Here is a 21,169-nt window from a genome sequence, read left to right on the forward strand (position 1 = left end):
TTCAACATTGATTGCACTATTCATTACCTATCGAAAAAAAAATATAGAAAGCACCGGAATAAGAATAATGATTTGGGGGATATATTTTTGGGTTGTCACATTTATCCAACTAATTCTACTTTCTTTATTGTATGGTCAGGCTTGAGAGTGCTGTCGACTTAACGAATCCAGATGCATAGAACGGTAATGTAATAAATCGATTTCAATATTTCGTTGGTATAACCCCTCTGATATGATTTTTCGAACGTAAAGTTCCGCGATTCTTTTTAGAAAATGGCCCTGCCGCACAAAAATAGCCGTTCGATAGAAAGTCCTCACTCAGGCTTTTAATCTGCATTTAATTTTGGTGGTGGGTAGATATTCGGCCCCTACTCCAGACGCTAGTTGAAATCTAATGAGCAATTAAGCGACGGTCTTAAATGGGCATGATGCAGACGTAGCTATTTTCGGATCATAGCGGTGGTTCGAAAAACTTTTTTTGACGATCTCGTTTACCATGTGAATCAGTAAAACTACAAAAATAGCCTTTACATTGTGTAATGTAATAATCAGAAATATCCGCGATGATTAGAGTGACTTTTTCCTGTTAAAAGCTGAAAACGGGCTTTCACTTGTCCGCGATTAAGAATGGCTGGCGGCAGTAACGCTAGTTTTTCGAAGAGATTAATTTTTGCTAATCGGCAAGCTACTTTTTACTATTTGGATTGCTCTAATCAAGATTTGTTTCCATCATGGAAAGAAATGACTTGCCAATATAGAAAGTTAATTGTACATTAGTTTCCGACTTGGAAACTAATGAGTAGTAATAATGACAAATGAAACAAACAAGATAGATTCGGATGAAGCCAAAGTCGCACTCGAATCAATTAAAAACTTAGAAGGTATTGCATTGCAACGGGCTATGCCTTCGAAATGGTCTGGGATCTCAATTGCCTTAGTTGTAGGCCTTTTGGTATTTTTAATTGGAGCTGGCCTACGTGAATATTATATTTTTCCAATTATTGCTTTACCGCTAATCCTTGCGGTGCAGCGTAATAGAGCAAAATCATCACCGCGGACAATCAAAAAAGTTAAAAAGACCATCATTGCATTAGTTGGTCTAATCGCTTTCATGTGTGGTTTGATATTCATCGCTATTTATATGCGCTCCTCCTATGACACTTTGGCTGGCCCATTGGTTGCCGGTGTAATAGCAGGGTTAACGATTTATTGGCTAAGTGTCTCTGAACGTAACGAATACAAAAACAAAATCGATCAGGGTATGCGTTAATGAGTGAATCACAGTTTGACAGTATTATTCATGCCCCTAACCGGCTGCAAATATGCTCGTTGTTGTCGCCTCTTGACGATGCCGAGTTTCAGTTAATTCGTGACCAATTGGGCGTGAGCGATTCGGTATTGTCAAAACACGTGAAGCAACTGGAAGACGCCGGATACGTCAAGCAACGCAAAGAAAAAGTTAACGGCAGACAACGTACGTGGCTTTATTTAACTAAGGCTGGTAGAAAAGCATTTAAAGGGCACGTGGAAGAGTTGATGCGTATTGTTGATGTGTAGTGTAGGGCAAATGTCTGCCCTATTTAGCAGCGCTGGACTTTCAGCATAAAGATATCGGGTGGATATTTATGCTTGTTACGACGGGATGTAATAATTTAAATAGTAATAACTATGCTACCTCCGCCGTGGAAATAATGGCGGTAGCATAGATGAACTAAAACATCATTTTTCATAAAATGAAAATCGGCGATTTCCCGTCTATTACTTTCTGTTTTCACGGCCTCCATAATTCAGAATTCAAAACAAGCGGCTCCCACTGTTGTGCAAACCAGTTATGAATATTGTTTTTGATGATGAACTGCTTTTATTTAAACAGACTTGTCTGAGGCGGCGCTCGATTTTCGCCCTTAGATGCCTGCTTTCAGCGCGTATTTGGTATTTAAGCGGTTAGAAAATTAACTACCCCACCGCCCGTTGTTCCCTCGAAGCGGTCCCAACGATGGGATGGAAAAGCGATTCCGCTTATGTCAGCTAAGTCGCATCTCCTGACATTATGAGTGCTCAACCGTCCGCTATGGTCGAAAAATAGTAGCAACAAAACCAGTTTTTTCGATCCGTCGCTACGACCATCATTGACAAAGATTTCTCACTCAATTTTGAAAGGCGTACGGCCCCTATTGCCGTGAGACCGCCTTACATGATTAGGCCACAAGTGCTTGTGAGCTGACGTACGTTTTTCATTTTCAGCGTTAATGTTCGACTGAAAAGTGCAAGGAACTGCCGTAAAAGGCGAGCTAAAAGGTCCTTCTGATTATGTGCGCTCCAAACAGTGGTACTGGCAATTGGAGCTGATTTGGGTGAAGGTATTACCGTAAACGCAGATCTGATAAACCTGACTGGATGAACTCCGCTTATGACCGTAAAACACCCTATACTGATGAAGAGCTTAAACTGTTTGTCGATGGTTTTATTGAAAGCTTTGAAGGCGAGTGAGAAGATTTAAAACTAGAATTTGGCGAATTGAAGGCTAGACGTCGAATTAAGAATGGTTTCATCGCCAAAGACGAAAACAATTTACTAAATATCGAACCAGATGGTTAAGTTCATTAGATACCTACATCGCACTTTTATGGAAGAAGTGCAATGTAGTGGCTTTTGTTAAGAATCAATTCCCCCCGATACCTCTAATGCATCATCAACCTCTATACCTAGATATCTAACAGTACTTTCAAGTTTTGTATGACCGAGTAATCATTGGCAAGCTCATAGATTCTTTGTCTTTTTGTGAATAAGAGAAGGTTTTGTTCGCCTCATTTTATGCGTGCCGTATTGAGTCGCGTCTAAGTATATCGATTCGACCCAATGGTCAACAATCCGGCTATATTGTCGAGTTGATAAATGATCAGATGCTTTCACTCTCGATTTGAACAAGTAATCACTTGACGTCAATTGGTATTGTTGGATTAACTGTGAAATCAATTCACGCGTGTTTTTAGTAATTTCAAACTGAACCGGTTGCCCGGTCTTTTATTGAACTAGCATTGCTCTGGATTGCACATTTAGTCCATGTACAACGTCACGTAGCCTCAGAGAAACGAGGTCACAAGCTCTTAACTTACTGTCAATAGCTAGGTTAAATAGCGCTAAGTGACTTGAGAGAAGCAAAAGAATAGTCACTTATTTATACAAGCTTGTTTACTTTATGCTGCTAGGCAAAAACAAAAAACGAGTGTCATACAGAGCACTCGTTTTTTATCATCGATTTAGTAATATCTTAAATCCAATTAACCCTCAAATCTAATGTCAAACGTTTTACTAAACCACCTATTCATTAACACTTTTTGCTCAAAATAAGGCTCTTCTTCACGATCAACTCTGTAGGTATCGAATGTGCCTAGCTTGGCATCGTCAGCATTCACTAAGTTGCATTGTGCATCCAAAATTTTGTAATCAAAGCGTAAACGATATTTATTTCTCAATCTGTTGCCTGGTACGTTGAGATTAATAGCACGGTAAGTGAGACCGTTAGGGCCAGAGTCAGAATCACTGCCTTTAACTCTGGTCTTGTCGTACACATGCGTTTCTAGGTAGGGTATTGATATGTTGGTAACATCAATTTCTAGTGATTGCCCGTGTGGTAACCACTGCGAAAGAAAATCCAGGTGCTCCTGCAAATATTCAACGACCTGCTCGTCATATTTGTTTGGTGATATAACAGTCAAGCTAACAATAGAGGAGCCGCTTGCTGTTCAGTAACACTAATGTTTTGGTCTTGCTCGGTGTCGGCAATTGCCGCTCCGCATAATGCCAATGCAAGCACCAACAATATGAGTTTACTATTATTTAATTTCATATTAATTCCTTGGTTCCGTGAAGCGTTAGGTGTCGAATAATCGTTACACCAATTATATGAAGTTACGCTAACACTTGCGTGTACATTTAACTACAGACCAAAGAAGCTTAGTCGACAAGGACATGTTATTTGTATAATAAAATCAATATCAAGTTAATTTGTGAACTTGCGAAACCTGATCCACTAAAATTTCCACCAGATGAACCTGTTCGACTCCTTTAGTCAAGTATTACGATGACTATTATAGGCAAAGAGTGCACGATTCCTGCGAAGGAATAATGCCGCTCGTTTAAGACATTAAACGTCATTCGCCAGGACGACAATATGGGCACCCAAAAATCTCAAACTCTATTATCGTCGGATACTACCGCAGTTGCACACAGACCTCCCCAATAACAAACGAAGCGCTATTTTGGATTAAACTAGTTCGTACAGAGACTAATTAATCGAGGAAGATATTCACGCAAGACGTAAAATGCATTTAGATTCCGGCTTTGTTTAGTGACACTCGTGGTGATCAAAAGCCTAATTGGCGTTTTAGCGCTTTAGCCCTTTTTAAACTTCTATACAAGGCAGCTACAGATAGTTATGCAACTCATCAAAATTGATAAAACCCGTTATCGTCGTCATTTAAGCCGTGTCATCGCAGCGTGTATCGGTGCATTTGTAGTAGGTAGCTTGGCTATTTCACAAACGCTTATTGCGCTATTTCCAGATCCAAGCGGCAATCACTTTCATTGAAACTTACTTGCCGTAGTGGTAACGGGCGCAAGCATTGGCTGAGTGTTAAACAAGTATCGCAACCACCCTTTTATGACCGAAGTCGTTTATGTATGGGAATTAAAGCAAGCGCTGAATAAAATTACCCGAAAAATGCGAAAGCTCAAAGAAGCCGCCGAGACCCGCAATGTGGATGCGATGTTGGCCATGCAATATAGCTATTTGGCTATCTCGCGAATAGATAATTGCGATGAGATACCGCGAGAAATTTCTTCCCGCTCTTGGGCCGTTAAAGATGATGCGGCTCTTTTTTTAAACTGGAGGCCTGATGCCGCTCGATTTGACCAATATACCCTGTATGCTTGAATGGCCTCTATCAAAGAACTTTGCTGTATCATGTGAAGATCCACCTTGCTGATATCGCGCTCAAATTAACGCACGTTGTTGTGCATTATAATAAATTCTTCTTCTCTGTTTCATGGTAACGCCTCCGCTTTATTTTAGTATAGCGTTGCATAGACCGATTGATCTCACATCCAAAAGCCGCCATTTAGCGGCGCTTAAAATGCACTAGATGAAAAGCGTTTGCTGTAGTTATTCGATATGCCTGTGTGAGCCATACTTAAACGCATTTGTTAATCGCATTTAACAGAAAAGTAGTCTTCATTATGAGTGACGGCGAGCTGTGGAAAGTCTTTTACTAAGTCATCATAATCGCTTTCAAGCCTATCTTTTAAACGGTATGAGGCTCTCAAGTGATGCTGCAATACGCTTATGCCTTTTTGTAGAAAGTATTCAGTGAATTCAGAATTTGAAGATACGTTAAAATTAAGGAAGTCATCCGAACTACGAAGTGAACTGTATCCTTTGATGAAAAAATAGAAAGGGTCGAGGTGCTTTTCCTCGCTCTTATCTATCTTATCCTTTAATTGAATGTATAGTTCAAATTTGCCTTTTTCAGTCAAGGTGTTGAGTAATAGATAGCTTTCGGGAATGTCATTAAAGTCTATTTCATCCAACCAAAGAGAAAATCCGTTAAACAGTGCGATTTGACGCAAAACTGCGAGGTTCTCAGTATGGGGCTTTAAATTGGCTTCACTCAATTTTTGAACTACCTCTTGTTCTGATAATGCTTTTGTCCTTAGCAAGTCTCTCGTCAAAATTGCGCTTAACATAGTTCGCTGGTCGTCACTTAAGGCAGGAAAGTCTATTTCATTGAATTCAACTTCAGCTAGGGTTTTACCCTTTAGTTGCATGTCTTTCTCAATTAAAGCAATGCTGCTTCGAATTGCTTCAACGTCAGGCAAAGAGCCAAATGCATCGCTTTTGATGCTGCAATAATTATACTCAAAAGAATTTGTAACATCAGAGACAAAGTCATCAGGTGCAAATTCTTGCCACTGCGTGTAAGTCAAATTTCTATCTTGCATCCAGTTTTTCTTAGCATTGCATTCGGTTTCTTTCGCGACGACACGCTCATAAGATTCTTTGTCATACCAAAGCGCTAAGGCTGTTTCGGGCGCATCGATTTCGTTCATTACTTGATAAGGGATATTGATGTTTTGCTCTTTTAATTGAGTTAGCTTATTTTTGAGACGGCGCCTGTCAAAAAAACCTGGCAGTTGATAAAAGGCTAGGCTAGTGTCATATAAGTCGAGCATAGAAAGCAACTTATCCGCATCCCTTTTTAGCTGTTCATTGTTTAATTCATAATTGAGTGATGCAATCACATTTGCACGAAGCCGATGTTCGTATGGATTAGCAAACCGAGCCAAGCTTGGATATTGGTTTAGTAAAGCAATGGCGACATCAATTCGTTTTGATGCCACGGCAGACGAGATAAGACTGCTTATTGGGCTCACTTGAGTGTTAGTCAACAACTGATTGGGTACATCAAATAAGGCGTCATTAAGTTTCGCAAGCACATTGTCAACAGGTTCATCGCTTAGCAGTGCTTGGTTGGCTCGCTCTAAAGAGATATGACTCCACAAAGACTGCTTTTCTGACGATAAATCAATAATATAATTCATTTGTTCGCCCGCCGCTAGACGAGCATTATAATCTTCTATTAGAGAAACTAAACGACTGGCCGTAGGTAAAGAATGAAATATGGGTAGGTCTCTATTTAGCAATTCAAAATCCAGCGCTTTGTTATACCACTTGCTGGCGTCCATCCAACTCAAATGAGCCCAAATTCCATCCGCAACCTCTTGTTTTGTGCTCCCCGCAAAGTAGGCTTGAGCGGCAACTTTATTTATTTGTCTATGTACAAGATTCAGGCTTTCATTTCTGTCAATAGTGGCGCATTCCTCCTTAGAAATTGATGAAATGGGCGAAGCTACTTTCTCAAATATAGGTAAATTCGCCTCAGGCACTTGAATAGAAGAGACTTGATGGGGTTTGACGAGTTTAATGTCTGCATCGTCTTCACCCGTGCTCACCTTCGATATTGAGCTGCTTGAGTAACTCATTGAATGTGTAAACAAATAGACTGCAACAACTAGCAGAGCAAGCCCAATAAATATAAACGCTTTGTTTTTCATATAGCACTCAGTTCCTTGTGCGAGAAGCAAAACAACGAGAGTTCATACTAACGTGACCCATTACAAAGTTTCAAGCGAAGTAGCGTAATAGCGAAAGAATACTGGACGTAATACGCTTTTATAAGAAGTTTAGATACGAACAGTAAATAACCTCGCGAAGTAATTCTAAGACCGAAAGTCACCGGCCCCTCTCTGCCTCACTGGAGCCAATCAAGGCTTAAGATTATCACGGAAACTGTGAAATCAATTCACGCTGTTTTTAGTAATTTCAAACTGAACCGGTTGCCCGGTCTTTTATTGAACTACCATTGCTCTGGATTGCACATTTAGTCCATGTAAAACGCCACGTAGACTCAGAGAAACGAGGTCACAAGCTCTTAACTTACTGTCAATAGCTAGGTTAAATAATGCTAAGTCTCTAACATTACCCGCTAGCTCAAGTCGAATACGAATAGCCCAGATTTGCTGAAGTTTACGTGGGTGTTTTTGACCAACAAGCTTATTTTTATTCCAAGTTTCTTTTGCCTATAAACTGTAATTTGATACATCGTGTTACCTCTTTCATATTTGGTTGATGTGGATGAACGACCGCACATACTAGAGATGAGCTACATATCATGTTAAAGACGAATTTTTCGTTCAGAATATTGACACTTTTTGAGATAGTCATAGGTCGATAGCACATAAGACGTGGGCGTATAGTAAACCAAGCAGGGTTTCAATTAACCAGAAATTTTGCGATGACAATTAGAAGCGTTAAACTGGTCCCTAGTTCTTCGCAAACACTGTTAGCAGTAACAGCATCTTCAGAAGCCTTGCGTAACGCCATAAGTTTAAACTCGGCTGAGTATCTTTGATAACTTTTACCTTTTGTCATGAAACACCTCCTGTTGTATCTCAATAACAGTTATAGTCAGAACTTTCAAGATCTAGCGTACTGTCGGGTTTCTTTACACAATTTTAACTCATGGACATTTCGTTAAAATTGCTGATTTATCATTGATTGAGTTAATCGGTATCACTTGTCAGTCAATATTTATCTACTATTCAGCTCCTTAGAACCATAACGGACGGGCAGATTATTTAAACAATTGTGTCACTTAAAGTGACTTCACTGTCGGCTTTTGTTACACAATTGATATTTTCAAATAAACTAGATTTAGTAACTTACTGTTTTTAATTAATAAAAATTTCACGGCATGAATTATGCACAGTTGGATACGTTGCCTCAGTTAATAAATGGCCATTTTGAGCCAATCATTGAGCACTAAAAAGGGATTTAGAACATGAAGATTAATATAGTAATAAGCCTGATTATTTTATGTTTATGTCATAATGCAACTGCGAATTTAATAACTTTTGACGATAACATTATTGGCGAAAAATATGCCGACGGTTCGTATATTAGTGGGCGTTTTGACATCAACTCTTACTTAGCTGAAGACGAATTCAATTATCCATACGATATTAATAGCATATCCCTAGAATTTAACTTTCGCGACGACGATAATGATTTAACTAGCCAATTAATACAGACTAGTTACTTTTATTGGTTCGAGCAGCCCGGATACACTGCATACTACAGAAGGCTATACACACAGAACGTTGACGAGATTGAGCATTTCCACGTCTGGGACACGGCAAATAATATATGGAAGACAGTGGTATCAAATTATTATTCTATGGGACAACAATACATTGGAGTAGCAACATGGGACGGCCAAGTTGCCAATGACCGGTACGCCACTATCGCATATACTAATGAATATAAGGGTTTCGGCGGTTCCCGGACGATTTCAACCGGCGTTTCTGCGGGTCAAGCTCAAACATTACGAACAACAGGAATTTTAGGCTATCATACTTACATAGAAGGAGATGGTTATCTAGTGTCAGCTAAGATGACAATAGATGTCCAACCGAACCCGTCGATAAATGTAGTAGAACCATCTACACTCGCTATTTTTGGATTAGGAATAATAGGTTTAGCCTCACGTCGATTTAAGAAACAAGCTTAAAAAGTTCGTCTCACACTCTACATCTGGTTTTAACGACATTATTCCTGAATAAACCCGTGTAAGCCAACGTTGTCGATAATCATCAATAAGTATCTTCCAATTCGGTAGGTGCTTTTTGCGCATAAAGCCGTGTTAATCGACGAAGGTGATTTTGTTTTGTTCGTTTATCACGATGTTCCCCCTAAGTAGCACCTGTGCTCAACGATCCCTTATGCCGTAATGCAGACAGTGGAGATTAGTCGCAGCTCTCAATTTAAAATGGTCGAATTGAGTCTAGGCTAATACAAATAAACACTTTTAAAAAACGCTCCTAAAGTTTAGTTGATACATCATTGAGTCTTGACTTGCTTTCCATATTTCCTCATCGGGTAGACTTGTTCTAGCCAAGGTTACAATTTCTCTTTTTGTCGTATTTGACATTGCGCATCCCAAATATATTGCACCGAATACTCTTGGGTCTTCTTCCCCGTAATAAGGATTCGATGTATCGTGATTTGAATCGAAGATTGAAATACGCCATTCTTTCTCCTAACTCCAAATTATATTTTTCGTTAACGCAGTTGCTTTGTGTCTCGCAGGAAAGTCTAGTGAACTCTCGCAAAGTAGATATTTTCCTCCACCCTTTTCAATAGCTTACTATTGAATTCATCAAGGTTGATTTGTGGGAAAAAAGAAAACTTATGATCGAAGGCTCCGTTATACTCCGACGGCAGTGACTACCTCAACTTTTTGTTTTCGATTATAAGTTTGGCGGTATCAGCGGTTACGAATTCTACAACCTCAACGCCCATTAAGAGGTTTTTAATTGTTGGTAAAAATGTGAAGCGAAGCGAAACCTAACCAACTGTTAAAAGTCCTGCTTAAATGGCTTGTTGTGCGGCTTTACTCTGAATTGTTATTTTTGGATTTACAACTTTTACTTCGGCTTAAAAGGACAAAGCTGATAGAAATAATAGCGAAGCCAATACTTGCAAAAACAGGAGTGAGATTACTATCCTCAGTTGAATAATAAGCTCCTGATAAAATAAGGAACAAAACACCAGATAAGAAATATAAATAAATAAATTTAACGTTTTTCATGATTAATCCTCTATTGTAAAACCAATGTAATTTAAACTTACTCAATTAGCAACTATGCACAAATCTGTTGAACTGCATAACACTTATTATCGAGCATTTCGCACATATAATTGCTCGGTTTAATTTTAATCGCCATGGGTTTTAGCCTTTACCTTGTGATTTAACTGAGTATTTTTAACATGATTAATTCAAACCCACTTCGTCCAACAAAAGTAAAAGGAGACCTGACCTTAACGCGACTTTTATCCTTACTATTAAATAAGATGTGAATAATATTTTAAATAAATAAATTAATGACTTACAAATTTTCAGCAAAACAAAGTAAGAATCTAAATAGTTATATAATAGGGCTCGATATTGGCGTTATCTTTAATATTCCATTACACCTGCCTAAACGCAAAGTACTTTAATCTGGAGCAATAAAGATGAGTGGTGAAATATCGCCATTGCTAGAAAGTTGCTGCAGTCACTTCCCTTCGAGCGCCGGCTTTGTATCTTTTGAAGTGCTATAAACAATAAAACTCTCATGCCAGATTCTAGACCATATTTCTACAACATTTATGAACGACGTATGACGGCAATTGCCGTTCAACTGCCTAAGACAAGTTCTGGCAGTTTATAGATAATTGGACTCCCCATAGTCTCTTGTTATGTGGTACATGGAGCATATCTAACCTCCTTTTTATGTTCGACAAAATCATCAGCTATTACAACCATAGAATGACCTCACTGGCGGGCCAAATAAAATTGAACCCTATTCGCGCTTCGCTAACAAGATTAATAAGATACTTTCAAATACCCTAAAGCATGTATTAAGAACTACAAATAGACCCAGCATTAATAATGACAATATGTAATAACTAGAGACCGGTTCAGGTGGAAGTAAACCCGCCTCTACATACTTGTCAATAGTCGACACATAAAGAAAAAAGTAGAGCGACAGCGATGCTTTTTCCCAATGAGCGAAGCGAATGTGGTTTATTGTTTTGTTAGGCATATTGCCACGACACAGCAGGTATCTCTTTCGTAATAACTTCCGATACTATATTTTGGCTCCAAACACGAATATGCTGAGCTTTACCACGAATATCTTTGTACCAAGGGTAAGTTGTATTTACAAAATCGAAATAACGAGATCTTTCGATAATTTGTATTAAACCTCCGTCATCCCGTATTTCATACTCATCAAATGATGAATGCGATTCTTCCATTTGTTGCCACGTTATAGGGGCAAGGAAAGTTATTTTAGCTAGTCTTTTCGGAGTAGTGTGATCGGCATATTCTCCTTCGACAAGAAAAATATTCAATTCATCGCAATCTTCATTTTTGTTGTAGTCAAATGAAACATTGTGAAAATAAAAACTATCTGATGATGATTCGCTGAGTATCGTCTGCATATGCCTAGTACCCCACATAACGCGAAATGCGCCCGTAAAATTTCCCAGCGAACGCAGCGAGTGAGTTGATGTGATTGTTATGTTGCTTAAACCTATCGCGTTACTGATAAAACAATTGGTGCTTCCTTGCGTTAACCACTTAAGTGAAAATATACTCGTTTGAACTCAAAAAAATAACTGATGTTGACCAGCGAACACCAAACGGCGAATGCTCTCGAATCCGAAAACAACTCATTAAAAACAGATGGGAGTAACTCGTGAAATAAAGAGCCACGCCATCGCTGAATCAATAAAATGTTAATTACTGTTTTTAATTGATATAGAAATACCACCCGTGTATTTCGATGTTAAATTGTATATGCATGCAAATACAGAGGTGAATAAAAAGCTAACTATAAACGCAAACAAGGGCATGACTGCCAGTAAGAAAATTTTCATGCTCAAATCATCAGTCGACACATTAACTAGAAAGTCATACGTGACATCTACTTCGACACCAAACAGCAAAAAAACAAATCCTATTATCGCCGTAAGCGCAGAATAAACAGCGACTACAATAGCCACCGAAATTGCAGAAGGCTTCACGTTGATTTTTTGTATTTCCATTTTCATATTTCCACTTCCTTTTAATTAAAATACATACCACGTTACTATGGTACTTCTGGCGCTGAAATTTCCGTCGGTATAATTATTGTGTGAGTAACTTGAGTTGTTACCCAGCCTTGACCAGACACATATGTTTGCTGATAAGTAGATCTAATATTCCCTCTCGTTTGAGTCACCGTTCGTGTGTCTCCGGGTTCACCCAAGTCCGGATTTGGTAAAGTCGCATTTGACTGGAATCTACTTAAGATGTTTGTTCCACATACTGATTTAGTATACGTCACTGTGACACTTCTGCTTCTGTCTAGCGCTTCGGTAGCCGAAAACGAAGGTAGCGAGTTGTTGAACTCAATCGAATCAAATATCGACGTGTCGTTTGATTCGTACTGACCTTTACTTGTGATGCATTCAAAAACCTTTTTATCAGTTTCTGTTTGAACATCATATTTGGCATTGGCGGAAGAAATTACAACACCAAAAAGTGATAGGGCTAATAAAGCTTTCAATTTCATATAAAAAGTCCTTTTATTTAATTGATAATAAACATTATTCACCACCCTAAATGCAAAATTGCATTCGGTGATTTTTTAAATGTAGCAAAAATTTATTTTGTTGCAAAGGACTTCATGATGATTAATTAAGCTATTGTATTGTCCACGCAAGGACATGTAAGCGCCAGGTGTGTTGTGTCGCTCTACAAATAGCGTTTTTAAATCCTCAACTAGTTTATCGGGGTTGTTTATGCATCTAACAAAGAGAACAATGAGTTCAAGGTTAGCATCGTTTAATATGTAATGGTTATAGTCAATATTAAGCGCCACTGAGCAAGATCCGCAGAATAGCTCAACTAGTACATCACCACTTTTAGGTAGATGTTTGAATAGGCTTTCAAACATAAGCTGTCTTGAGGCGAGATATTTGGTAATCGAGGCCATTTTATTCATGAGCTATCCCTACTGTGATATGTAAGGATTATGTCAGGCTTTACAGCCCTAAATTAATTACGCGGTGTTATTTTATACTGTCTGGTTCTTGGTACTTTTTCACGTAAAGAAGATCGATATTAGTAAGTACCCTGCCGCTTTTACTAACCTCATCAACGTAAATTTTTGAGGAAGTGTTTTTTCACATATTTCGAATATCACAACCATTTCTCTGTTTGTTGTATTTCTAATATTGTAGACAATAGTGCTAAACCCTTTATCAGTTATCCATTTAAATCTCATTGGAGTATAAGAAGAATAAACGACATCCCTGATCTATTCAACAGGTATGGATTTTGCTGGGTTTAAGGTTAACGAACTGAATGTGGGTATAGGTTCTAGCTGAACGAAGTTGCGCTTTGGTTACCTAGGTGAAGTTTCAACAACATAAATTCGTAAAATGGGCTTGTTTTCGCGCATTGGCTCCCACCGTTTCTTACAACAGTGAATAACCGACGACTAGTATAATAGCCGCTAAGCGCCCCAACTGAAATTTTGCTGTGTTGTTTCAAATTCTGGCGGCGCTCGCAGCGGCGGTAACAGATTTGCTTGCGCTGTTACTGGGTAATATTTATCAAGGTGAGTCAGTATTTTATTGATGACAAAAACGTCGCTGATGCAGGCGATTATCCTCACATTATGCCTTTGGCATTTCTCACATTTCACGCGTCGGTCACCCGATAATATCTATGTTAAATACTCGTTCTTACTAGCCGGTCACCGGCCGCTGTGCCCACGTCATCCCTCCGGCATGGTAAGGCAGATTGCCTGCTAGTTATCAGATTGGCTATCTTCTTCATTTATAAGTTTAGGGCTGTTCTCTGTCTCGCTGTGAAGCAGGCGTTTTGAGGCAGTTACTTGTGCGCGAAGGTTGCTATTGGGAGCGAACATCCCCAAAAATCGCGTAAGGTTGATTCTTGGTGGTGGAATGAGGGCCACTAGTTTGCCTATAAAATCAATAGGGTCAAAGAATACGTGTGAAGTGCCATCATGATGAGAAGTCTTCAATTCATATCGCACTTTTCCATGGTCGGTTATGCTTGTAGTGGCATAGTCAATTTGGCCACCTATTAAGAAATGTTATGCTATTAGCATAGCAAGATTAGGTGCCAAAGATGAGTAAAAGAACAAGACGGACGTTTAGTCCTGAATTCAGATTAGAAACTGGCCAATTAGTTGTCGATCAAGGTTACACGCATAACGAAGCAGCTTGGAGTCCACCGCAGCACATATAAATACTGGCGTAAGCGTGATAAACGCATTACACCAGAAACGGCTAAATTGCACAGTCAGGTGAAAGAAGTCCAGCGCCAAAGCAATGGCTCAGCTGGCGCAAGAACAGTGGCAATCATGGCAACCAATAATGGTTACCTATTGTCTCGTTATCGCGCTGGTAACATCATGAAGAAGCTTGATTTAGTCAGCTGTGAGTTGCCGAAACATGCTTATAAAAGATCGACACAAGAGCATGTAGCCTTCCCTAACACATTGGATAGGCAGTTTGCAGTAACAGAGCCTGACCAATCGTGGTGCGGTGATGTGACGTATATTTGGACGGGCAATCGTTGGGCTTACTTAGCGGTTGTTATGGATTTATTTGCACGAAAACCTGTTGGCTGGGCGTTGAGTCATTCACCCGACAGTAACTTGGCTGGCATTGAGCATGGCTTATGAAAGTCGAGGAAGACCTAAAGAGGTCATGTTCCATAGTGATCAATGAAGTCACTATACAAGTCGCCAATTTAGGCATTTAGTGTGGCGATATCGTTTGACACAAAGCATGAGTTGACGCGGTAATTGTTGGGATAATAGCCCAATGGAACGCTTCTTTAGAAGCTTAAAAACGGAATGGATACCGGCAACAGGCTATGGCAGTTTTAGCGAAGCAAAGCACTGTATCAATGATTATATTATTGGTTATTACAGTGAAATCAGGCCGCATTCATATAACAGTGGATTGACGCCGAATGAATCGGAATATCGGTATTGAAAATACTATAAACCCGTGGCCAAAATAACTTGACCACTACACAGAGTAGAAGTTGACTAGGTTGAAGGAGTTGAAGAAGTAATTTATCCAGACGGTAGAGTTTTAGTATACCCCCCTTGTGTCAGGATAGTTGTCGCCTCATTTTTTAATAAATTGAGGCTATCATGCCAGCATATGCAGTAGATGTTATTTTGCAGCCCAGTTTGAACCATTTTCGAATATATTTTGCACGTACAACTGACCCTATTTGTATTAGCGGAGCGTTGATTCCTATAACCAATAATGGAAATTATATGGGTCACTTGTTCGATACAAATGTGGGTCGGTCAATCAACAATGCAAATTAACACATCAAACTTCCCATCGTATGAATGCATAGTGATAGACCTAGCAACGACTTCTGATTAATACTATCAAAACTTAATGTGATACTTAAAGCACTGACCCAATACGAAGAAAGGAGTTTTCTGTTAAAACATACCGGTGTAAGTGAATATTCATATCAGTTCCCAAATATATATTATATTTGGTTTGCGGCACTTTTGCATTGTGGTGCTTGCCGACGCAGCAAGATAATGTGATGACGGTCTCAAATGGGCCGTTTTCGGACATAGCTATTTTTGCGGATTTAGTCTCCTAAGAGCGATAAACGGTCATACCTGTTGGCTAAATCGTATGACAAGTTCACGGTGTGTACTCAATTGGCCAACGCAGCACTATCCTAATATAAAGTGGAGGCGTTACTATGAAACAAAGAAAAAGAAGTTACTACAATGCCGAGCAGCAAGCGATAATTTGAGACTTTTTTTAGAATAAAGTAGATGTAAATTAAAACGCCATCATCATTTACATCGGTCATTCAGGGTTAATAATTTAATGAGTCATACTTTGATGGCTCGTGTGGCTATGAACTGGCTCCAGAATACGCGCTTGGTAATGATCATATTTATTTGATAATTTCGATTGTCTTCAATTTCTCTAACCGATAGGACTATTAGCAGTAAGATGCCACTATAGTGTTGCTGTTATCACCGAAAGTAGATAGGCTCAACCTTCACTGTAAGTTTGGAATGGCCTCACCCATAGCTAAAAATTACTGCGCACAGATAATTTTACTGCCTGCGCTAGTCAGTTTGTTTCACTGTAAAGATAAATGTCATGAGAACTAATATATGAAGAAGCAATTGAGAAAAGTATTTGCCCCAATACTCCGAGTTTTTGAGTCTGGCGAGGGCGAATATCTTTATAAAAAATCAGATCGAAAGGTACTTAATATTATGGGGTTTCTGTTTGTCTTTTTGTCAGGTTACTCCGCTGTGGTGGCAATTATCGCGTCCGAACTCGCTGGCTTTTTACCCTTTTTAGTCTTCTTTTTAATTGGATTTATATGCGCACTAGTTGGATTATTAGGCAATGACCGCGCGGTTTCAAAAATATGGAGTCGTAAATAGTATTTTTAATGAGCTCGAACTCCAATAGATAATTCAATACTTCCCTACCCCAGTTTCAACCGCGAAAGCGATTGGAATTGAAAGCCAAGAGCGGCTTCCGCTAAAACATAAAGGCAAAGCCTCATATCCTACCGTTATTCACCCCCATGGCGGACTTAGATCAAAAGACAGCTCGATTTCAGTCAATCAATCTAGGAAGTTTGTTGAGGAGCTTGCAGCTGAATGCAAAGTACCCAAAAACGTAGAATTTGAGTATGGTGATCACTATCTATCGATAGCACAAACTGAACATGCTTTTTTGTAAAATTAAATACTTTTTTGACCCAGTACTTAGGTTTCAGCAGAGCATTAAGGAGTAGTTCTGCCGTCATTGCTTCTATTTGGCTAAGAATTTTTTCGTACCCCTCCTCGGTTACTTGCACTAACCCAACATCTAGGATATATATATGAATTAATTAGAGTCGAAACTCAATTAGTAGTCCTTGAATATAATTTAGTTCGAGTCCCATTGTTGAGCCACGTTTTACTTGTAAAATATATCAAAATTCATTTAACCCATACACCCGAGAAAGCAGTACTCAACTCATGTTTGCATATAATTTGATAATCGTTCGAATTTCAGCAAATCGGTGCTAATCTTGTTTGCTAACTCACCTAAAAGTTTAAGGATAAAAATGTCGAGAAAAAAATTCATGGAAGCTCACGGAGCCTCAAATAATAATGACCGGAATGGTTGGGGCTTTGTTAATCATAAAGAAAAAGTAGTCATATTTGGCGCCTGGGACGTAAATACACAATTGGACCGTTCACTTATTTTAGCCATGGATGGAGAGAAAATAGAGCCTAGTCGTAAGCAAAACGCTTTTGGTGAGAGCTTAGAGTATATAAAATTAGTAGAGAATGAAGGCTATCAGTTGCAAACATTCCCAGTTATTTTAGATACCGATTCTGATGATGGGCAAGGCACCGGTAGGGTAAAGGTAAAAACTTACGTTGAAGAAATTTCAGACATGAAGCTTGAAATTATTAACGGTGATTACTATGCTGTCGGCAAACATAAAGCTGAGTATGCTACTAAACCGCTATCCGGATTAGCGGATGATGTTATGGGCATTTTTGACTCCGAAGTTGATAAAAATGGGCGTCAAAGCCTGATAATGTCGCGTGTCGGTCAAGGGCGCTTTCGCAGGAATGTTATAGATGTTTGGGGTAATGGAGAGTGCTGCGCGCTCACATTAACCAGCGTTAAAGAGATATTAGTCGCGTCACATATTGTTCCTTGGTCGGTTTGCGAAACAAATGAGCAACGTTTAGATGGTTCAAATGGTATCTTGTTATGTGCTCATATTGATAAACTTTTTGACTGCCATATGCTTACATTTGAAAAACATGGCCGTAATTATCTTACTAGGCTATCTCCTACCCTCGATAAAAATACATTAAGAGGACTAGGGGTTGAAGCTGGTTTGACGTTATGTATTGATCAAATGAAGCCTAAATTTCAAAATAGATTTGATGATTACTTAAAGTATCACAATGGTATTTTTAACCGAAAATTATGAGCTTATTAGTCTGTAGTTAGTGGAAGCATGTGTACTGTATTTTTAAATACAGTACACATGCTTAAATGCATATTAAAACTCAGCATGAGCTGGCGCAAGTAACGTTAGCCCGAACGACCGTCCACTTTTGCCGCAAAAACCAACACCATTGATGGTGGAACAGTTAACGTTCTTCCTGTATGTCCTAAGGTGTGACGCTAAGATCGCTCGCCTAATCGTGTCTAAATACACACGTAACATCTTGAAGGTGCTGGCTATGAGCTATCCTATTAGTGATGAGTAGCGTAATCTTGCGCTTAAGCTATCGGAGCAAAAGCTGTTACAGTGAACTGCAAACTCATCCTTTGAAATAATCGAACAAGTTTACTTAGTTATTTGCCCACTGAACTTTCCAATAATAGCGCATGGCATGCTTGGTTAGATGTTAGCCCACTTTTCCTGCTTCTGTTGCCACAAGAACCTCGTTAAGGATTCCTGTTTTGCAGTCATAGATATAGCCATAAATTGGGATTTCGCCTGGAACCATTGAATTATTTCTGATCCGCTGAACATCTTCCAAAACACTTTTTTCTTGGTCACTTATGGTTAGCCAATTGATGTATTTACCGTCAGTTGTGCCGCCACCAGAGTTACTATCATGCCAGCCAGATGCGTCTACACTTGCGGTTTTTAGACTGCTCGATAGTAGATCACCAATTATTTCCGTGGTGAATGTTTCCATTCCACAATCAGTGTGATGGATCACGAACCATTCCTTTGTTCCCAGTAACTTGTAAGATATAACTAATGAACGGATAGCGTCATCACTTGCTCTACCCCCTGCATTTCGGATCACATGCGCATCACCTTCGGCAAGACCTGCATATTTAGCTGGATCAAGGCGTGCGTCCATACATGTTAAAATCGCAAACTGCCTAGCCGGAGGCATCGGCAAATCAGATTTATTTCCAAAATCAGCGACATAATTAGCGTTTGCTGCTATGACTTCTTTAACCACTTCACTCATGTTAATTTTCCTTAGGCGCTTATTAGTAGTGTAATTTATGTTACAACCTTACAGACTATAGATTACTTAGAACAGCATTCATCAGATCAACAATGGGGTATCCGTGGTTTCATTGGATTTAAGCATACCAGCGCCCTATTGTTCTGCGCATTAGTGCATAAGTAAGAGTGAAGTGTCTGCATCAATAAAGTGAAAGCATAAATAGTGTGTGGCTTGTAAGAAGTGCGCTTGGGCATGCACAGGAATAAGTCGATTTCGGGTGCAAGAAAAATATTTTTTCGTATCATGTAATTGTCTAGAAACTATTTGAGAAAGCCGCTTAGTGATCACCTAGCGGCGTTTTACTCCTTGATGCTAACAATATACGGCCAATGTCTAATACCATGATGACAGCTAAAAAATTGTGTTTTATGACTCTTCATAAATCGAATTTAGGCTCTGCAGGGAATCTACCGCTAGTTTTTCTCTTTCGGCTTTACTAATGTATTTAGGCTTACTTTTAGGAGACAATTTGTTGTTTGCTTTTTTAGAACGTGCTTTTAAAATCTGATTACTTTTTTTACGACGGTTCATGGCTGTGTTCTCAATGTGTCTATGTTTAAAATAAAAAGCCTCTAACGATTTAACCCACCTATATTACTATATTTATGAGATTTTCTGTTAACTGCTTATCTCGCAATATCTCATTGAGTCTCTCTTTCTAGTGGCATCCTGATTTCGGCATTCTGAATAGAAGTATCCGTTAGTAATTGCGTTATCATCCTCAATCCGCGAGTGTAAAATGATGTTTATCGTTATGCCTATCCTTTGAAATACACATTGCTTTGTCGGCCTTTGTTCTCAATTCAAATTGAGTATCACCATGCTCCGGATAAATAGCGACACCAATACTGAGACTGATTTTTATCTCGTGGTCTTTATAAGGAACTCTTTTATCAAAAGCGCCCATCAGTCGTTGGCATATCACATCACACGCTTCGATAGAGACGGGATAATGCAGAATAACTAAAAACTCATCACCCCCTCGGCGACACGCTATATCGGTATCTCTAATTAATTGTTTGATTCGCTTGGCAACTTCTTTCAATGCATAGTCACCCGCATCATGTCCAAGTGCGTCATTAATTAGTCTAAATTTATCTATATCTATGCATAAAATAGCCGCTTTAAAATTGTGACGTTTTGCCATTTTTAATGTTAATTCAAGTTGCTCTTGCGCAAACCTAGCAGAACTGAGGCCGGTTAGATGATCATGATTTGCTAAATACTCGATTTGTTCAGCTTGTTTATCTAACTCAGTAAGTGACATTGTCAGTGTATTTTGAAAATTGAAAAGTAATGTACCAGTCAGCGTAAAGCTTATTAATACTGATAAAATAGAGTACACAGAAGCGTTTATGAACGTCACAGTTGTATTATTGCTTAGTATGGGAACCAAAGGATCATTTGTAAGAAACAATATCACGGCAGCGACAACTGCCGTCGTCACGATGCTGTAAACAGAAGATACCTTATGGTTATGCGTAACCATAATAACCAAGCTGGATGCTAGTAACAAAGCGATCAGACCACTGGATAAGCCATATTCATAAGCGCCAATGAGTATTAACAATAATAAAAATATTGACACTAAAATAGTGTCAATCATCATTTTTTGTTTAGAGGCTCGACAATAAACGGCGATTGCCAGCGCCATAAAAACAGTGTGGACAAGATGAATATTGTGAAAGCCCGATTGCAACCAATTACCGATGGTAAAAGGAAGTCCAAGTGCACATATTGTGATTATTATGAGTACCAATTTTGATAAAATAAGATGCTGTGTCGTATTGTCTTGCTTTTGGGAATCGGTCACATTATTTACCTAGCGCGAGGTTGAAAATTACTGAGAAAACGTGCACTCCCTGTACATTACTTGTTAATGCTGAGAAGATACTATTGTTCTCGTGTAAATGCAAAAAACCCATAT

General features: G+C 39.0%; 17 protein-coding genes and 3 pseudogenes. 7 read left to right on the top strand and 13 right to left on the bottom strand.

Annotated elements, in window-relative coordinates; translation table 11 throughout:
- The first annotated feature begins 808 nt into the window (after positions 1–808).
- Both CXF81_RS18895 and CXF81_RS18900 read left to right on the top strand, forming a co-directional pair.
- Positions 809–1,270, top strand: a complete 462-nt coding sequence (locus CXF81_RS18895; protein WP_101182950.1) for a hypothetical protein — start codon at positions 809–811, stop codon at positions 1,268–1,270.
- Positions 1,270–1,557 carry a transcriptional regulator gene (locus CXF81_RS18900; RefSeq protein ID WP_101182951.1) on the top strand — a complete coding sequence of 96 codons (288 nt, stop codon included), beginning with the start codon at positions 1,270–1,272 and terminating at the stop codon, positions 1,555–1,557. Before CXF81_RS18895 ends, CXF81_RS18900 begins: the two co-directional genes overlap by 1 nt.
- Positions 1,558–3,281: 1,724 nt before the next feature.
- Here the strand turns inward: CXF81_RS18900 and CXF81_RS18910 are convergent.
- Both CXF81_RS18910 and CXF81_RS20540 read right to left on the bottom strand, forming a co-directional pair.
- A complete protein-coding gene (locus tag CXF81_RS18910; protein WP_101182952.1) occupies positions 3,282–3,719 on the bottom strand; it encodes a hypothetical protein in 438 nt (145 codons plus the stop codon).
- Entirely contained in the window at positions 3,716–3,850 is a 135-nt protein-coding gene (locus CXF81_RS20540) for a hypothetical protein (protein WP_255409475.1), read from the bottom strand. Before CXF81_RS20540 ends, CXF81_RS18910 begins: the two co-directional genes overlap by 4 nt.
- A gap of 588 nt (positions 3,851–4,438) precedes the next feature.
- Here CXF81_RS20540 and CXF81_RS18915 point away from each other — a divergent pair.
- Positions 4,439–4,936 (top strand): annotated as a pseudogene (locus tag CXF81_RS18915) (DUF3087 family protein).
- A 269-nt stretch (positions 4,937–5,205) separates the two neighbouring features.
- Here CXF81_RS18915 and CXF81_RS18920 read toward each other — a convergent pair.
- The gene (locus tag CXF81_RS18920; protein WP_101182953.1) at positions 5,206–7,113 is read right to left on the bottom strand and encodes a hypothetical protein; all 1,908 of its coding nucleotides are present in this window, start codon (positions 7,111–7,113) and stop codon (positions 5,206–5,208) included.
- 748 nt (positions 7,114–7,861) lie between these two features.
- A pseudogene (locus CXF81_RS18930) lies at positions 7,862–7,990 on the bottom strand (transposase); the annotation flags it as partial.
- Positions 7,991–8,399: 409 nt separating this feature from the next.
- On the opposite strand from CXF81_RS18930, the gene CXF81_RS20425 reads away from it, so the two are divergent.
- Positions 8,400–9,128, top strand: coding sequence for a PEP-CTERM sorting domain-containing protein (locus CXF81_RS20425; protein ID WP_232771998.1), 729 nt, complete (start codon positions 8,400–8,402; stop codon positions 9,126–9,128).
- 2,069 nt (positions 9,129–11,197) lie between these two features.
- Here the strand turns inward: CXF81_RS20425 and CXF81_RS18950 are convergent.
- From CXF81_RS18950 to CXF81_RS20435, 6 genes are all read right to left on the bottom strand, one after another.
- Positions 11,198–11,605 carry a hypothetical protein gene (locus tag CXF81_RS18950; protein WP_232771999.1) on the bottom strand — a complete coding sequence of 136 codons (408 nt, stop codon included), beginning with the start codon at positions 11,603–11,605 and terminating at the stop codon, positions 11,198–11,200.
- 297 nt (positions 11,606–11,902) lie between these two features.
- Positions 11,903–12,217: a hypothetical protein gene (locus tag CXF81_RS18955; RefSeq protein ID WP_101182957.1), complete on the bottom strand. Its 315-nt coding sequence runs from the start codon at positions 12,215–12,217 to the stop codon at positions 11,903–11,905.
- A 38-nt stretch (positions 12,218–12,255) separates the two neighbouring features.
- Entirely contained in the window at positions 12,256–12,720 is a 465-nt protein-coding gene (locus CXF81_RS18960; protein WP_101182958.1) for a hypothetical protein, read from the bottom strand.
- Between the two features lie 75 nt (positions 12,721–12,795).
- Positions 12,796–13,152, bottom strand: coding sequence for a DNA adenine methylase (locus CXF81_RS18965; RefSeq protein WP_101182959.1), 357 nt, complete (start codon positions 13,150–13,152; stop codon positions 12,796–12,798).
- Between the two features lie 513 nt (positions 13,153–13,665).
- Positions 13,666–13,827, bottom strand: coding sequence for a hypothetical protein (locus CXF81_RS20430; protein ID WP_232772000.1), 162 nt, complete (start codon positions 13,825–13,827; stop codon positions 13,666–13,668).
- Between the two features lie 135 nt (positions 13,828–13,962).
- Positions 13,963–14,262, bottom strand: a complete 300-nt coding sequence (locus tag CXF81_RS20435; RefSeq protein ID WP_369828738.1) for a transposase — start codon at positions 14,260–14,262, stop codon at positions 13,963–13,965.
- A 138-nt stretch (positions 14,263–14,400) separates the two neighbouring features.
- Here CXF81_RS20435 and CXF81_RS18975 point away from each other — a divergent pair.
- From CXF81_RS18975 to CXF81_RS18995, 3 genes and pseudogenes are all read left to right on the top strand, one after another.
- Positions 14,401–15,181: pseudogene (locus CXF81_RS18975) on the top strand (IS3 family transposase); the annotation flags it as partial.
- A gap of 1,172 nt (positions 15,182–16,353) precedes the next feature.
- Positions 16,354–16,632 (top strand): hypothetical protein, encoded by a 279-nt coding sequence (locus CXF81_RS18985; protein WP_101182961.1) that lies wholly within the window; start codon positions 16,354–16,356, stop codon positions 16,630–16,632.
- Positions 16,633–17,306: 674 nt separating this feature from the next.
- Positions 17,307–18,194, top strand: coding sequence for an HNH endonuclease (locus CXF81_RS18995; protein ID WP_101182963.1), 888 nt, complete (start codon positions 17,307–17,309; stop codon positions 18,192–18,194).
- A 424-nt stretch (positions 18,195–18,618) separates the two neighbouring features.
- On the opposite strand, the gene CXF81_RS19000 is transcribed toward CXF81_RS18995, so the two are convergent.
- The 3 genes from CXF81_RS19000 to CXF81_RS19010 form a co-directional block, all read right to left on the bottom strand.
- Positions 18,619–19,200: a carbonic anhydrase gene (locus tag CXF81_RS19000; RefSeq protein WP_101182964.1), complete on the bottom strand. Its 582-nt coding sequence runs from the start codon at positions 19,198–19,200 to the stop codon at positions 18,619–18,621.
- 408 nt (positions 19,201–19,608) lie between these two features.
- The gene (locus tag CXF81_RS19005) at positions 19,609–19,773 is read right to left on the bottom strand and encodes a DUF2986 domain-containing protein (protein ID WP_101182965.1); all 165 of its coding nucleotides are present in this window, start codon (positions 19,771–19,773) and stop codon (positions 19,609–19,611) included.
- Positions 19,774–19,963: 190 nt separating this feature from the next.
- Complete coding sequence (locus CXF81_RS19010) at positions 19,964–21,055, bottom strand: GGDEF domain-containing protein (protein ID WP_101182966.1); 1,092 nt, start codon at positions 21,053–21,055, stop codon at positions 19,964–19,966.
- Between the last annotated feature and the right edge of the window lie 114 nt (positions 21,056–21,169).

The sequence above is a fragment of the Glaciecola sp. 33A genome, assembly GCF_002836745.1.
Lineage (GTDB): Bacteria > Pseudomonadota > Gammaproteobacteria > Enterobacterales > Alteromonadaceae > Glaciecola.

Coding starts and splice junctions, on each gene's coding strand:
- CXF81_RS18965 (WP_101182959.1), bottom strand. CDS start 13,152: ATGAATAAAATGGCCTCGATTACCAAATATCTCGCCTCAAGACAGCTT.
- CXF81_RS18985 (WP_101182961.1), top strand. CDS start 16,354: ATGAAGAAGCAATTGAGAAAAGTATTTGCCCCAATACTCCGAGTTTTT.
- CXF81_RS19000 (WP_101182964.1), bottom strand. CDS start 19,200: ATGAGTGAAGTGGTTAAAGAAGTCATAGCAGCAAACGCTAATTATGTC.
- CXF81_RS18900 (WP_101182951.1), top strand. CDS start 1,270: ATGAGTGAATCACAGTTTGACAGTATTATTCATGCCCCTAACCGGCTG.
- CXF81_RS18995 (WP_101182963.1), top strand. CDS start 17,307: ATGTCGAGAAAAAAATTCATGGAAGCTCACGGAGCCTCAAATAATAAT.
- CXF81_RS18920 (WP_101182953.1), bottom strand. CDS start 7,113: ATGAAAAACAAAGCGTTTATATTTATTGGGCTTGCTCTGCTAGTTGTT.
- CXF81_RS18955 (WP_101182957.1), bottom strand. CDS start 12,217: ATGAAAATGGAAATACAAAAAATCAACGTGAAGCCTTCTGCAATTTCG.
- CXF81_RS20540 (WP_255409475.1), bottom strand. CDS start 3,850: ATGAAATTAAATAATAGTAAACTCATATTGTTGGTGCTTGCATTGGCA.
- CXF81_RS19005 (WP_101182965.1), bottom strand. CDS start 19,773: ATGAACCGTCGTAAAAAAAGTAATCAGATTTTAAAAGCACGTTCTAAA.
- CXF81_RS18950 (WP_232771999.1), bottom strand. CDS start 11,605: ATGCAGACGATACTCAGCGAATCATCATCAGATAGTTTTTATTTTCAC.
- CXF81_RS20425 (WP_232771998.1), top strand. CDS start 8,400: ATGAAGATTAATATAGTAATAAGCCTGATTATTTTATGTTTATGTCAT.
- CXF81_RS18960 (WP_101182958.1), bottom strand. CDS start 12,720: ATGAAATTGAAAGCTTTATTAGCCCTATCACTTTTTGGTGTTGTAATT.
- CXF81_RS18895 (WP_101182950.1), top strand. CDS start 809: ATGACAAATGAAACAAACAAGATAGATTCGGATGAAGCCAAAGTCGCA.